The sequence below is a fragment of the Gardnerella sp. DNF01157 genome (assembly GCF_049244225.1).
In the GTDB taxonomy this organism is placed as follows: Bacteria; Actinomycetota; Actinomycetes; order Actinomycetales; family Bifidobacteriaceae; genus Bifidobacterium; species Bifidobacterium leopoldii.
In genome coordinates this window covers 944,549-958,677 of the sequence record NZ_CP058388.1, presented here as the reverse complement: position 1 = coordinate 958,677, position 14,129 = coordinate 944,549, and the positions used below count along the sequence as shown (strand labels likewise).

Annotated in this window: 12 protein-coding genes; 8 read left to right on the top strand and 4 right to left on the bottom strand. The window is 39.7% G+C overall.

Annotated features, from left to right (window positions below):
* Positions 1 to 9: 9 nt before the first annotated feature.
* A complete protein-coding gene (locus HXT38_RS03540) occupies positions 10 to 453 on the bottom strand; it encodes a toxin-antitoxin system HicB family antitoxin (protein ID WP_004119931.1) in 444 nt (147 codons plus the stop codon).
* 153 nt (positions 454 to 606) lie between these two features.
* On the opposite strand from HXT38_RS03540, the gene HXT38_RS03535 reads away from it, so the two are divergent.
* The 5 genes from HXT38_RS03535 to HXT38_RS03515 all read left to right on the top strand — a co-directional run bounded on the left by HXT38_RS03535 (position 607) and on the right by HXT38_RS03515 (position 6,793).
* Complete coding sequence (locus HXT38_RS03535; RefSeq protein WP_174143392.1) at positions 607 to 1,344, top strand: hypothetical protein; 738 nt, start codon at positions 607 to 609, stop codon at positions 1,342 to 1,344.
* Positions 1,334 to 3,937 (top strand): HAD-IC family P-type ATPase, encoded by a 2,604-nt coding sequence (locus tag HXT38_RS03530; RefSeq protein WP_421791632.1) that lies wholly within the window; start codon positions 1,334 to 1,336, stop codon positions 3,935 to 3,937. The genes HXT38_RS03535 and HXT38_RS03530 overlap by 11 nt, the downstream gene beginning before the upstream one ends.
* Before the next feature lie 85 nt (positions 3,938 to 4,022).
* The gene (locus tag HXT38_RS03525; protein WP_421791630.1) at positions 4,023 to 5,555 is read left to right on the top strand and encodes an L-serine ammonia-lyase; all 1,533 of its coding nucleotides are present in this window, start codon (positions 4,023 to 4,025) and stop codon (positions 5,553 to 5,555) included.
* Between the two features lie 279 nt (positions 5,556 to 5,834).
* Entirely contained in the window at positions 5,835 to 6,242 is a 408-nt protein-coding gene (locus HXT38_RS03520) for an FKBP-type peptidyl-prolyl cis-trans isomerase (RefSeq protein WP_116971448.1), read from the top strand.
* Between the two features lie 71 nt (positions 6,243 to 6,313).
* Positions 6,314 to 6,793, top strand: coding sequence for a GreA/GreB family elongation factor (locus tag HXT38_RS03515; RefSeq protein WP_004107146.1), 480 nt, complete (start codon positions 6,314 to 6,316; stop codon positions 6,791 to 6,793).
* Positions 6,794 to 7,024: 231 nt separating this feature from the next.
* Here the strand turns inward: HXT38_RS03515 and lexA are convergent, their stop codons facing one another.
* Positions 7,025 to 7,699, bottom strand: a complete 675-nt coding sequence (gene lexA, locus HXT38_RS03510) for a transcriptional repressor LexA (protein ID WP_100066613.1) — start codon at positions 7,697 to 7,699, stop codon at positions 7,025 to 7,027.
* Positions 7,700 to 7,916: 217 nt separating this feature from the next.
* On the opposite strand from lexA, the gene HXT38_RS03505 reads away from it, so the two are divergent.
* Entirely contained in the window at positions 7,917 to 8,294 is a 378-nt protein-coding gene (locus HXT38_RS03505; protein WP_004119920.1) for a LysM peptidoglycan-binding domain-containing protein, read from the top strand.
* Between the two features lie 231 nt (positions 8,295 to 8,525).
* On the top strand, positions 8,526 to 8,981 hold the full coding sequence (nrdR, locus tag HXT38_RS03500) for a transcriptional regulator NrdR (protein ID WP_004119918.1): 456 nt from the start codon (positions 8,526 to 8,528) through the stop codon (positions 8,979 to 8,981).
* A 61-nt stretch (positions 8,982 to 9,042) separates the two neighbouring features.
* On the opposite strand, the gene HXT38_RS03495 is transcribed toward nrdR, so the two are convergent.
* Entirely contained in the window at positions 9,043 to 11,319 is a 2,277-nt protein-coding gene (locus HXT38_RS03495) for a HelD family protein (protein WP_112928877.1), read from the bottom strand.
* A 112-nt stretch (positions 11,320 to 11,431) separates the two neighbouring features.
* Positions 11,432 to 12,358 (bottom strand): hypothetical protein, encoded by a 927-nt coding sequence (locus HXT38_RS03490; RefSeq protein ID WP_004119897.1) that lies wholly within the window; start codon positions 12,356 to 12,358, stop codon positions 11,432 to 11,434.
* Positions 12,359 to 12,608: 250 nt separating this feature from the next.
* Between HXT38_RS03490 and HXT38_RS03485 the strand changes: the two genes are divergently transcribed.
* Complete coding sequence (locus HXT38_RS03485; RefSeq protein ID WP_004107137.1) at positions 12,609 to 14,066, top strand: MFS transporter; 1,458 nt, start codon at positions 12,609 to 12,611, stop codon at positions 14,064 to 14,066.
* Positions 14,067 to 14,129 lie beyond the last annotated feature (63 nt).

Here is a 14,129-nt window from a genome sequence, read left to right as displayed (position 1 = left end):
ATTTATTTTCTACGCTCGCTCAAGCACGCGTTCAATAGCGTTATTTTGCGAAAGAAGATACACGCAATACTGGTTCATGCTTATGCCTTCGGCTTGAGATTGCTCAGCCAATTGCCTGTGTAATTCTTTAGGGAGACGCAGTTTGAATTGACCAGAATAGTCATTTAATTCAGTGCGAGACGGCTCTTTTATGTTGATTTTGCTTTCAAGTGCTGCTTCAATCCAAGCGTGCTTAGCGTCTTGCGCATTTGCTGCTGCTTCTTGTTCGGAGTCTCCTGAACTTATGCATCCGGGCAAATCAGGGTAGTAGGACACAAATCCACCTTCATCCGGATCTTTCACAATTTCCAGCTTATACGGTAGTGACATGTAGTAGCTGAGTGTTTTATTTGTTAGTGTTTTGGCGTTGTTTTTATGAGTGATATTTTTGCTAGCTTTATTTGTTTTAGTCATATTTGATTTCATATTATGCTGATTTTTAAAAGTTTTATAAAAGTATAAGTGGTGTTATATGTGGTGTCAATGTGTTAATGTATTACAATTTGTAGAATTGCATGAAATATCCCAAAACCACCACTTATGTTGAAGGTGTGGTATAAAAGTCTTATGTTTTCTAAACGCGCTATTACCATTTTTGCGACTACTGTCGTAACTGCTTTAGCGCTGGGTGCGTTGAGTGCTTGCGAGCCGCAGGGTAAAGCTGTGGGGAATACTGGTCGCGTTGGAGACATAATTCACGACGGTGTGGATATTGACGATATTCATCTACTTGTAATTGGTTCAAAATTAGCTGCGCTTGATGACGAAGTTATGAAGCATTGTAAAACGTCAAAATTGAGTGCCTCTTATGTGCCGCTATCCAATGTTGCTAATCCTAACGAAGCTGCTCAGCAAGCTATTCGCGCTGCAAGCGAGCAGCCTGTTTCATTAATACTTATAGACGCGCTCGACGTAACAGGCGTTGACGACCTGCATAATGCTAATAATCAACCTAATATAAAAGAGAATAACAAGCTTAATAACAGCACTCGCAATAAACAAAACGAAAGCAAAGCATGGATTTCTGCGCTGCAATACGCGCGTTACGCTGGAGTGCCAGTTGCGTTAATAAATCCTGTAAAAGCACCAAAAGACGCAACTTTATACGCAGCTACTTTGTATTTTGATAGCGATGGAAGTGGAATTGGAAAAAATATTCATGAATCTTATTTATCAAAAAATAGCGAATCTTTAAACAATAAAAGCAAGAAATCAAAATTTGAGCGTTCGTCTTTGCTAAGCATTGTTCGAGCAATAATTGACAATACGCCACACAGCAGGGAAGTGATTATAAATGACAAGTAATAAACAAAATGCAATAGCGTCTACAGAAAACGCTAATAATAAAGCTATTGCGGCGCTTCCTAAAGTAGAAGTTGATGGATTGAGTGACGAAGAGGTTGCAGAGGCTGTTTCTCGCGGAGACGTGAATATTACTTCTAAGCAGACTTCTCGTTCTTTAATGGATATTGTGCGCGCGAACGTGTTTACATTGTTTAACGCGATTATTTTCACAGCAATGGTTGTCGTGCTTGCAACTGGTTCGTGGAAGGATGCTGTTTTTGGTGTAGTAATTCTGGTAAACACTGGAATTGGCATTGTGACTGAATTAAAAGCAAAGCGCACTTTGGATAGGCTTTCTATATTGATTGCCGCTCGCGCAATGGTGCGTAGAGGCGGAGAAAATATTGAGATTGCGCACAAAGATATTGTGCTTGGGGATGTTTTGTGGCTCAGAGCCGGCGAGCAGGTTCCAGCAGACGTAGAAGTGCTGGAATCGTGGGGATTGGAAATGGACGAGTCCATGCTCACAGGCGAATCTGCTACAGTTCGAAAAGCCCAAGGTGACGACGTTTATTCCGGATCTACTGCAGTTTCTGGAATGGCTTTAACGCGTGTTACTGCCGTAGGTGAGCACAGTTATGCTGCAAAATTGGCTGCGCAAGCGAAGGTTTATACCAAAACAATTTCCGACTTAAGTCGTGGAATTAATACGATTTTGAAGTATATGACGATGGTTGTGGTGCCTTTGTGTGTGCTGCTTGTGTGGTCGCAAATGCACAAGGTTGGCGGATTTGTTGAAGCTTGGCAGACTGGTGCTTGGAGGGGAGCTGTTGTCTCTGCTGTTGCAGGCGTTGTTGGCATGATTCCAGAAGGATTGGTTCTTCTTACTTCGCTTAATTTTGCGGTGGCTGCTATGCGACTTGCGCGTAAGCAAACGTTAGTTCAGGAGTTGGAATCTGTAGAAACTTTAGCGCGCGTAGACTGCTTGAACCTAGACAAAACTGGCACTATAACCGATGGTGGTATTGCATTCGTTGGTGTAGAAAATCTAGATAATAGTAGTGTAGAAATATCTTTACAGACCAGCTTGCAAACTAATCAAGCTTTATTTGATTTATCTAATGAAGAAAATCCTAACGCAACAGGCGTTGCAATTATGCAAGGGCTTGATGCTCAAGGAGTTGCAGCTAGCGCGCATGTATCTAATCGTCTTCCATTCTCGTCTGCTAGAAAATGGAGCGCTGTGCAATATGTGCAAAGTAGTGGAGAGCGTGCAACTTGGTATATGGGTGCTCCGGAAGTGTTGCTAAGTGCGATTAATCATGCAAATACTAATGAACTTTTAGAGAAAGTTAATTCTTATGCTGAGCAAGGCGAGCGCGTGCTGCTTCTTGCAAAAGTAAGTAGCGTTGAAAGTAATGAGGTAAATAGCGTAACAGAAACAGATAAAACTTTTGGCAATTCTCCTACTATTTGTGCAAATGCTCAGCCTGTTGCTTTAGTTCGCTGCTCTGAGCGTATTCGTGAAGACGCTCGTAAAACTCTTTCGTGGTTCCGTGAGCAGGGTGTGCGCTGCCGAGTAATTTCAGGAGATAATCCTAGAACTGTTGCGGCTGTTGCTGCAAAAGTTGGCTTAACAGGAGATCGCAAGCCTGTTGCAATGGACGCTAGAAAACTGCCAGAAAATATTAACGAATTGGCTAAAGTGCTTGAAAATGTGGATGTGCTTGGACGTGTGCTTCCTCATCAAAAGAAAGCGATTGTTCAGGCGCTTCACACTCAAGGTCATGTGGTCGCTATGACTGGTGACGGCGTGAACGATACTTTGGCTCTTAAAGAAGCTGATTTGGGCGTTGCTATGGGCAATGCTGCTCCTGCTGCAAAAGCTGTAGCTCAAGTGGTTCTTGTTGATTCGCGCTTCTCGCATTTGCCAGATGTTGTGGCTCGCGGTAGGCAAGTGATGGCAAATATGGAACGTGTGGCTGGCTTGTTCCTTGTAAAAACTGTTTATTCTGCGCTTATTTCTGCAGGAGTTGTGCTTCTAGCGTTGCACTTCCCGTATTTGCCTCGTCACATTACTTATATTGGTTCTTTAACTATTGGTATTCCAGCATTTTTGCTCGCTCTGGCGCCTAATACTCGTCGATATATTCCAGGATTCTTGAAGCGAGTTGTTCGTTTTGCTGTTCCTAGCGGATTTGCTATAGCTGCTTCTGTGCTCGCTACTGCTGTTATAGCTCCACGAGTTTTGGGATTAAATCTTGACGATGTTGTTGCAAATAATTTGATAGCATCTCGTTTTATTGTTTCGAACGTGCAAGCTTTGGCAACCACTCGCAGTATTTGTTCCGTAATCGTATTTGTTCTCGGCATACTCGTGCTTGCAAGCGTCGCCAAGCCTTTGTGCTCGTGGAGAGGAATTATGGTTGCGCTATTTGCTGCAGCTGGAGTTGCTGGAGCTTTTATACCGTTTACTGCAAAGTTCTTCGAAATTCACGTGCCGACTGCAGGAAGTGCGTTTACGGTAATGCTTATAGCTGTTGTGTTAGCTGTAATCTTATGGTTTGCGTGTGTGAGTTTAGCAAACTTGTTATCTAAACAAAGTAAGAAGTGAACAATCTAACATATTTCTCATGTAATTAGTGTGTCGACGTGAGCTTAATAATGCTTACAATAGATACGTGTTTAGTATTTTAGAGATGTTTTCAGTTGGAGTTGGTCCTAGTTCTTCACATACAGTAGGTCCTATGCGAGCTGCATGCTCGTTTGTTTCATCGCTTAAAAAAAGTGGTAGTCTTGCAAACGTTGCACATGTAAGTGTGACTCTTTACGGATCGTTGTCTTTGACAGGTCTTGGTCATGGTACTGATCGTGCTTGCGTTGCAGGTCTTGAAGGAAATCTTCCAGATAATGTAGACACTGATCATATGCTTACTATTCGTCAGGAATGCAAAAAAACTGGCACTTTAACGCTCGCAGGTGAGCATACTATTGCTTTTGATTACGATAAGGACGTAATTTTTGAAAAATGGATGCGAATGGTTGTTCATCCTAATGGAATGCGTTTTCTTGCAACTGATTCTGACGGAAATAAAATCGATGAGCAAGTTTGGTATTCAATTGGCGGCGGATTTATTCGTCAAGGGTGTGCAGATGATGCAATGGTTGGCCTGCATGAGCGTGTTACTGAGCAGGATGAAAATAATGCCAATAAGAATGGTGTAAGCGAGAATAATAGCGAAAGTAATAACGAGAATAATAACGAAAGTAATAACGGAAATAGTAGCGATAATGCTGCAAACTCCTCAAATCAAACAAAAGATTCCACTGTACCTTATCCTTTTACTTCATGCGACGAGCTTATAAATATTTGCCGAGAAAAGCATATGTCAATAAGCGATGTTGTGTGGCAAAACGAGCTTGCATTGCATGAAGGAAATGCCGACTATGTGCGCAACTATTTGCTGCATGTTTGGAAAGTTATGAGTAAATGTGTAGAAAACGGATGCAACTCAAAGCAACCGATTTTGCCAGGAGGCCTTGATGTGCCTCGTAGAGCTCCTCACATGTATGAGCGCTTAGCTGCAAATTCAGACATGCTTCGCAACAATCGTCGTCGTTCGGATGCTGCTTTAGAAAGTTCAGACTCTGCGTGGGTTAATCTTTTTGCGCTCGCTGTTAGTGAAGAGAATGCTGGTGGTGGGCGTATTGTTACTGCTCCAACGAATGGTTCTGCAGGAATTATTCCTGCAGTATTGCAGTATTATTGGCGATTTGTTGATTCTGCTGATGAAGACGGAGTTGTGCGATTCTTGCTTGCTGCAGGTGCTGTTGGTTACTTATTTAAGCGAAATGCTTCAATTTCTGGAGCTGAAGTTGGTTGCCAAGGAGAGGTTGGTTCTGCCTGTTCAATGGCTGCTGCAGGATTGTGCGAAGTGTTGGGAGGAACCCCGGAACAGGTTGAAAATGCTGCAGAAATCGGTATAGAACACCATTTGGGATTAACTTGCGATCCTGTAGGCGGTTTGGTACAAATTCCTTGTATTGAACGCAATGCTATGGCTGCAAATACTGCAATTAATGCCGTTCGAATGGCAATGCTTGGAGATGGCTCGCACATGGTAAGCCTTGACAAAGCGATTAAGACTATGAAAGAAACTGGTCATGACATGATGTCTAAATATCGCGAAACCTCAAAAGGCGGGCTAGCTGTAAACGTTGTTGAGTGCTAATTTGCTAATATTTTGCATTAATTCGCTGATATTTTGAGATTAATTTTTGCTAAGTTATACACAATGCGTATATTTCATGTACATACGTAACGTTTCAGTGCTAATCTAGGACAGGTTAATCTAGGAAGTGTTAGTCTAAACTGCATTTATTCGAATGTGCATTTACTTAAATGTACTATTTAAAATGCGCTGCTTTAGTAATGCAGGATGGTTAAAAGCTGTCTGTGTAGATGTTATACTGTTCAGATTATACTGTTTGGAGTTTGTAAAGGAGGAAATATGGCACAAGATATGCCAGAAGTGATTGCAGAATTTGGCACTACGCCAACGGTGACGTTCCCTGAATCTGAACCGCCAGCAGGTCTTAAAGTTGTTGAATTAGTTGAAGGTAATGGTCCTGTAGTTCGTGCCGGTGACACTGTAACTGTGAATTATCATGGTGTGGTTTGGGGTAGCGAAAAGCCATTTGATTCAAGCTTTGCTCGTCATACTCCAGCTAGTTTCGGTATTGGTGTCGGTCAAGTGATTCAGGGCTGGGATCGCACTGTTCCAGGTCATAATGTTGGATCTCGTTTGTTGATTTCTATTCCTCCAGAGTATGGTTATGGCTCTCGTGGCATACCTCAAGCCGGTATTGGCGGCGGAGACACTTTGGTATTTGTTGTTGATATTATTTCAACTCGTTGATAGAAGAGCGTGAATTTTATTTACGCGCGCATAGTTTTTATTTTTAGAGATTGTTGTATAAGGAGGTAGCAATGGCTGAAGAAAAAACTATTTTACTTACGCAGGAAGCGTATGACAAACTAAAAGAAGAGTTAGCGCATCGTGAAGGTGAGTATCGAGAAGAAATCACTGAGCGTATTGCTGCAGCTCGTGCTGAAGGCGATTTGTCTGAAAATGGTGGTTATCAGGCTGCTCGCGAGGAGCAAGGAAAGAATGAAGGTCGCATTAATGAGCTTATTGTGAAGCTTCGTAATGCGAAGATTCTTGAAGCTCCGAAGGATGGCACTGTTGGCAATGGTTCTTTGGTTACTCTTGAGCTAGCAGGTCGAGAAATGACTTATGTTCTTGGTTCTCGCGATATTGCTGTAGCTACAGATTATGACGTTATTAGCCCGGAATCTCCAATTGGAGCGGCTATTATGGGTGCTCATACTGGTGATACTGTTAGCTATGCGGCTCCAAATGGACGTGAAATTTCAGTGACAATTAAGGATTCACATCCACTTGCGTAAGTAAGTATTAATCTCCCCACCTAGTTCGTTTGTGAATAGGTGGGGAGATTTTTTTAGGGTTTGGGTTTTAAGTTTTAGGGTTTTAAGTTTCAAGTTTTGCGTTTTGCATTTTATAACTTGTTTTTTTTTATGGTTTGCAATTTATGTTCTCTGCTGCTTTAGCTCTATGAGCTAATGACAACTTACAACTTATTGTGTTAAATTCTATTGTTTGTTCAGCAGTTATATTTGTTAGATTTTTCGCAATACTGTAACAACTTTTCCCATAATAGTTGCGTGTGATCCGTCAATAGGAGAGTACGCCGGATTATGTGGAATAAGCCATACGTGACCATGGTCATTTCTGAAAGTTTTAACAGTTGCTTCGTTATCTAGCAGTGCTGCAACGATGTCTCCATTTACAGCCTCATGCTGCTCTCTAACTACTACATAATCGCCATCGCAAATAGCGGCGTCAATCATCGAATCGCCGTGTACTTCAAGCATAAAAAGATTTCCTGTACCTGTAAGACGTTCTGGCAATCGCATTACATCTTCAATATGCTGTTCTGCTGTTATTGGAGCTCCTGCTGCGATTCTTCCCACTAGAGGGACATCTCTAGAATTTATAACAGAATCAGATTCGTATGCGCTAATATTGGCAACTCTTGAAGAATTTTTATTAATTTTGTTGTTTGAATTGTTTTCAACAATTGAATTATCAAGAATTTCAATAGCGCGACCTTTATTTGCATTAATTCGCAAAATCCCTTTATCTTCAAGTGTTCGCAATTGATGTTTCACAGAAGATGGACTTCTAAGTCCAACTGCTTCTCCGATTTCGCGGAAAGAAGGAGGGAATCCATGAATTTTTATATTGTTTTGGATGGCATTGATAATATTGCGTTGGCGGTCAGTAAGTGACATTGCGTTAATATCGCTAGCATTAATGCCGTTGTTATCATTATTTGTGCCATCGTTATTCATGGTGCTCCTTTCGCTTTTACTATTTTAACGCACTTTCTTAGAAAAATCAAACATCTGTTCGACACGCCGTTGCAACTATCGAACAAATGTGTCATTATTAATACACCTGTTCGATAGAACAAATGTTCAGTCGATTAAGGAAGGAGAAAGGACAGTTATGAGTACGTCATTAATTAGAAGTGGCAGGGAAGCTAGAGTAGGTATGCAAGAAAATACTTATTTGATTCGTAAACGCTGCGTTTCTAATAAGCATGCGCGCAAAACTAGAGTTTTTCGTGTAGCTGTACTTTTGATGACAGCAATAACATTCTGTACATTGTTTATGCCAAAGACTGCTGTTTCTGCGATACCTGAAAGAGTTGTTACATATACAGTTCGTCCTGGAGATACGTTATGGAATTATGCTGCCACTATTACTCCTAAAAACGGTGATATATCAGATAATGTAGAGCGTTTAATGGCTTTAAATCATCTTTCTTCTGAAGATTTGGTAATCGGACAGTCTATTAATGTTCCATTAAATGATGCTCAATAGTTGATTGAGTGCAAATAGTATGAAATTGGGGGAATATGAGAAGGGAAAATATTACTATATTTGAAATTGAAACTGATGAGATAAGTTTTACTGAAAATGATGATGTAATATTCAGTGTGTTTTATGGAGTATTTCGGATTATGGACAATAAAATCGTATAATATTCGGAAATATTTGAATAAAGTGAATAATATTATGTAGTTTTTCGCTATTTTTTAGTATGCTGAATGTATGCATTGTCCTTTTTGTAAAAATTCTGATACGAAAGTTATAGATACTCGTATCAGCGAAGATGGTTACTCTATTCGCCGTAGACGTGAATGCCAAGTTTGTGGTAATCGATTTACTACAGTAGAAACAACTCAGTTGCTTGTAATGAAGCGTTCAGGCTCTATTGAACCTTTTGATCGAGCAAAAGTTGTTGCCGGTGTTAGCAAAGCATGTCAAGGACGCCCTATTAATGCTGAGGCATTAAAGACGATTGGTATGCGAGTAGAAGCTGATTTGCGAGCACGAGGTTTAGCGCAAGTTACATCTGAAGAAGTTGGCAAAGCTATTCTTAAGCCATTGCGTGAATTAGATGAAGTTGCATATCTTCGTTTTGCAAGTGTGTACCAAAACTTCACGGGTCTTGAAGATTTTGAACATGCCATTGAAGATTTGAAGCGCAGTAAAACAGAAGAATAATAATTTTATCGATTATTGTTACAGAATATCTATTCCCTGCGCTTTTGCATTATTTTGAGTTCTATTTCTCAAAATTTGCGTCATCTTTAGTGCGTATTATATGCAATTTTTGAGTTGGTCTAGTCATTGCAACATATAGATTGGCTGCAGCAGCTAGTCTAGATGCTGCTTCCTGTTCAATTTGAGAAGGTTGCAACACTATGACAGCGTCATATTCAAGACCTTTTACTTCCTCAGCTGTGCAAACGCTGCATTGGCAATCATCGGCATTTTGTTTGTTTAACTGATTCCATAATTTTTCAGGTAATGCATGTTCTAATGCTTGGTTTACAACCTTTTTAGCATGGCTAACCATGCTGTTAGGAGTAATGATTGCAATACGACCACTACCATCATCAGAGACAAATTTTTCGAATAGTTTTGTACAAGATTCTGCAAGTGCAGTATCGAGTTCATCTTGTGATTCAACCGTTTGTGATACAAGTGAATCAGGTACTGAGCGAACTGCATGAACAGTAGAAATGTATAATCCTGAATCTGTTGCAACCTTGCTTGCTGCTTCAGAAACTTCACTAGGATTTCGATAATTAATTGTTAACTCGTAAAGATCCCAATTTGGTTCTCCAAATAGAGAATTCATATTCTTCTGCCATCTGTGAGTTCCTCCGAGCGCAGAAGTCTGTGCAACATCGCCAACAATAGTAAAGGAGCGTGAAGGACAACGACGAATAAGCATTCTCCAATCCATTGCTGTGAGCTCTTGAGCTTCATCGACAACTACGTGACCATATGTCCACTCGCGGTCAGAAGCTGCTTTACGGGCAAGCATTCCTGCATCGTCGCCTTGCAGATTATCAAGAAGCATATCGGCGGTTACTATGCCATTTCCAATACCAGCTTGTGCTAGAGTGTCAGCTGCAAATTGCTGTTCTTCAAGTTTTTTTGCTTGTGCTGCAGATCTTTGAGCGTCAAGTTTTGGATCAGGACCAAGCAATTCCATAGCTTCATCAAGTAATGGAATATCAGAACGAGTAAGCGGGCTGCCTTTTGGTCTAGTAAGTGAGTTGATATCTTCGTTGCTTAACCAAGGTGCGTATGTGCGTAATTTGTCAGGTTTAGCAAAAAGTTGGTCAATAAGCCATTCTCCAGTCATAGGTAACCATGCAAGATTTAAAGTAATGCGCAGTTTATCGTCAAGACGAAGTTGAGAAGTTATATCGTTTAATTCAACTTGATCTGGAACATAATCAAGCTTTTCCAAATAACGATTTTTCAATATGCTGAGCACAGTTTTTATAAAAGTATTTCGCGCCTGGTTATGCGGCTGGTGAGTCCGTTGAGCATCTGATTGAGCTATCTCAATATCTTCTTTTAGAAGAGGAATACTAAATCCTCCAACATGAATTGTTGGAAGATTTTTAGGAACGCGAATACGAGCGGCAATTGCATTCGCAATAACTGTTCGCATACGATACATTCCCTTTAATTTTGCTGCATATGGAGAATCTCCAGCTGTAGCACAAATTCCAGGAATTAAGTCGGAAATAGTTCTACTTACTACACCTGTTTCACCAAGAGAAGGGAGTACTTGATCAATATAACGCAAGAATGCCGAACTTGGACCAACAATAAGAACTCCTGAACGCTCAAGTTTGCGCCTGTGAGTGTATAACAAATAGGCTGCTCTGTGCAAAGCAACAGCTGTTTTTCCTGTGCCAGGACCTCCCTGTACAACAATAGTGTGATCAAGAGGAGCGCGAATAATTCGATCTTGTTCTGCTTGAATAGTGGCAACAATATCAGTCATTTTGCCGGTTCTGCGAGAACCTAAAGATGCGAGCAGTGCTCCTTCGCCAGTAAGAGTACCTTGTTGTGAAGCTTTTCCTATTTCATCAGAATGTATGTCAAGTACTTCATCTTCAACACCAATAACGTCTCTGAAACGGAGTGTAATGTGACGACGCATAACAATATCGCCATGATGCGAAGGGGTTGCCTCATAAAAAGGTCGTGCAGCTTCAGCGCGCCAATCTGTAAGAATAGGATCATGGTTTTCGCTAAGCAAACCAATGCGACCAATGTATCGCCTAATGCCTTCTGTGTTATCAAGCCTTCCAAAAACAAGACGATCCTCAACAGCTCGTAATTGTGTAAGACGATCTTCGTACATGGTTGCGAATGAGTCGCGCTCTGTGCGCTGTGTTGGTGAACCGTGCGAACCTGACGCGCGCACAGCGTCTAAGCGTGCGCGAATAGTATTACGCAAATCGTCTAGACGGCTATAAGCTCGGTCAACAGCTTGTTGTTCTTCACCAAGTTGTGAGGAATAGGTAGACATACGCATCCATTCTTCGTAAAATACCGCAACCAATTGTGCCAAAAATTAGGCATCTAAGTATATCTCGACGCTTATACACCAAAATTGTATTTCTATGTTGATCTAACGAATATTATTTGCGAGGATCTCCGAACCATGCAGAGTAAATCAATGAAAAATTGCGATTTCCATATGCTGAGCACGAATTTCCTTCGCCGTATCCAGCTTTTAACGATTCTATATTTGGCTGATAAGGAGTATAGATATAAAGCAATGCAGTAGCCTTATTTTCGATATAAACATTGCTAGATCCGCATGATTTATTTGGCGAATATTGAATTGTGTTAATCGTGTTAGGGTGGTAGTTATATTGATCGTTATGAAGAAGATAATATCTATATCTTCTTGCGGAACCAATTACTTGTTTAAAGAATCCTGCAAAACGTGGGTTGCAATGAGAATCATCTGGACAATCTAATCCCATAGCTGATTTGTATTGGAAATCGCTAGGATCAGTGTCTGTTACAAGATGTTGTTCTTTTTGCAGCATTGTAAGTAATACTTGTTGACTGATATGACATGCTTTTGCTGATTTGTATATTATGTCTGCAGAAGATTCTTTGCTTACACCTTGATACTTTGAACATAGTGAATCGGCAGGAATAGTGTGAGTATTAAAGTACGCATTTTTTAAGCAATTTTTACCAGTGCATTTTGCTCCTTTTTTGCGTATAAAATTGCGTACTTCATCTTTACTCATTGCGTTATCGTCAAAAAATTGAGAATCAGAAATAATATTGCCTGGATTAAAATCAAAGCGTGACACAAGTTGTTCTTGTTTGTTGCGAAGATCAGAAACAGTCTGTTCCCAACGTATCCACTGAACAACAGGAATGATAATAGCAATGCCTATGACAGCAATAATAATGTTTCGTAAAATTTTATTGGAGTAAAACTTATGCTTTAAAGAACTGTTGTTTTTATTGTGATGAGCACCACTATTATGTTCACTATTTAGGTTGACATGAATAGAATCATGTTTCTTTCTTCTCTGCACCATGTTTCCTCCTACTTAGCTTGTTACATTATAAGTGATATGCGAATCATTTTATTATTGTGATTATTTTTTAAAATTGTTCCCAATTTTTATTGTTGATTGTAACTATCAAACTGTAGAATTATCCGATTGAGTAGCTACGCGCGAAGAATTTGTTGCGATTAACTTTAGATTGTTAGGGCAGATTGATTTATTTGCAGTAGTTTTCTGCACAAATGTTGGAATTATTAGGATGTGGCAGGAGAGTAAGATAATGATGATTGGAACTAAACGAATTGATTGTTCTTCTATGGATCCTTATGATGACCCAGAAATGCGCAATAAGGTTGCTGTTCGTGCGTTAATACTACTGCTTATTACATTTATTATTAGCACGTTGTGCTTGCAAGGTTTCAACCTTGTTTATAAACAAGTTGGTATAGATGTGAAAGCTGTTGATCAAGCGCCTCTTATAACAGGTTTACCTGGCATTATTTTAGGAATCGTATGCTTTATTTACGGTTCTTTAGGCGACTTTGTGTCATTAAAAAAGCTAGTAACCATTGGATTAACATCTTTGTTTATAGGCTCAGTTTTTGGATTTGTAGCTAATTCTTGTTTTGAGCCAAATTTGTGGACAGTTATTGCTGCTCGTATTATGCAAACAACTGGTGAACAAGTAGCAGGTTCATCATTCTTAGTAATTGCAACAAAATATTTGCGAAATGATTTGAAAGTTATCTTCTTCGGATTATTTACAGCATCGTACCAGCTTTCTGCATGTATTGGAGTGTTTTCAGCAGGATTGTTAAGCTCTATTGCTTGGCAATATTTATTCTTAATTCCAGCATTAACTATTCTAATATTGCCGGCATTATTGCATTATTTACCAACAAAAAACGGCAATGGTAAAAAAATTGATGTTGTTGGTTTTACAGTCTTTGGATTTGCTGTTGCATCTCTTACATTGTTCATTTCATACAGAAACTTGTTGATGCTTATTTCAGCAATTATATTGTTTATAATTTTTGGTATTTACATTAGTAAAGCTAAAGAGCCATTCGTTACGCCAGCTTTCTTCAAGAATATTCGTTGGCTTTCTGGCATAATTTTGATGGGCATAATATACTTCACGAATTATTGCATAAGTCCACTGTTCAATAGAGTTGGAAAAACTTTGTATAATATGACTACTTCACAAGTAGCTTCTTATTTAGTTTGGGCTTTTATTGTTGCTGCAATATTCGGTTCATGCTCAGGCTTAATAATTAGTCGTATAGGAAGAAAAACAGGTTTATTATTAGCAATATTGTTTATACTTTGCGGATGGATTGGTATTGCAGTATTAATAAATTCTGGATTCTTGGCTATAGCTTTGTGTGCATGCATTTATTATGCAGGTTGTGGAATGGTGTATTCTCCACTGGCCTCAACAATTCTTTCATCTCTTCCAGTTGAAGAATCTGGCAGAGGGTGCGGAATGAATGATTTAGCTATTAGTGTTTCTGCGTCTGTTGGTGTAGTAATTTTTGACGGAATATTAGATAAAAACATGTTGAGTGGGGATTCTATAACCGGTGCTTCTGGTATTTCGTCTGGATTTGCAAACATATCTCTTATGTGTGCTGCTGTTGCATTATTAGGAATTATCGTATTTACATTCAGAAACTTTATCACTAAAGAAAGCAATGCAATCGAAGTAGACGAAGATCAAGAACAAGACCAAAAATAATAGTGAAAGCAAAAGCAATAGAATTATAATTGGCAATAACTTAGCAACTGTGCAAATAAAGTT

Bases quoted from the DNA above. Each gene is read 5' to 3' on its own strand.
- nrdR (WP_004119918.1), top strand. From the start codon at position 8,526: ATGCATTGTCCTTTTTGTAAAAATTCTGATACGAAAGTTATAGATACT.
- HXT38_RS03485 (WP_004107137.1), top strand. From the start codon at position 12,609: ATGATGATTGGAACTAAACGAATTGATTGTTCTTCTATGGATCCTTAT.
- lexA (WP_100066613.1), bottom strand. From the start codon at position 7,699: ATGTCACTTACTGACCGCCAACGCAATATTATCAATGCCATCCAAAAC.
- HXT38_RS03535 (WP_174143392.1), top strand. From the start codon at position 607: ATGTTTTCTAAACGCGCTATTACCATTTTTGCGACTACTGTCGTAACT.
- HXT38_RS03505 (WP_004119920.1), top strand. From the start codon at position 7,917: ATGAGTACGTCATTAATTAGAAGTGGCAGGGAAGCTAGAGTAGGTATG.
- HXT38_RS03515 (WP_004107146.1), top strand. From the start codon at position 6,314: ATGGCTGAAGAAAAAACTATTTTACTTACGCAGGAAGCGTATGACAAA.
- HXT38_RS03540 (WP_004119931.1), bottom strand. From the start codon at position 453: ATGACTAAAACAAATAAAGCTAGCAAAAATATCACTCATAAAAACAAC.
- HXT38_RS03525 (WP_421791630.1), top strand. From the start codon at position 4,023: ATGTTTTCAGTTGGAGTTGGTCCTAGTTCTTCACATACAGTAGGTCCT.
- HXT38_RS03495 (WP_112928877.1), bottom strand. From the start codon at position 11,319: ATGTCTACCTATTCCTCACAACTTGGTGAAGAACAACAAGCTGTTGAC.
- HXT38_RS03490 (WP_004119897.1), bottom strand. From the start codon at position 12,358: ATGGTGCAGAGAAGAAAGAAACATGATTCTATTCATGTCAACCTAAAT.
- HXT38_RS03530 (WP_421791632.1), top strand. From the start codon at position 1,334: ATGACAAGTAATAAACAAAATGCAATAGCGTCTACAGAAAACGCTAAT.
- HXT38_RS03520 (WP_116971448.1), top strand. From the start codon at position 5,835: ATGGCACAAGATATGCCAGAAGTGATTGCAGAATTTGGCACTACGCCA.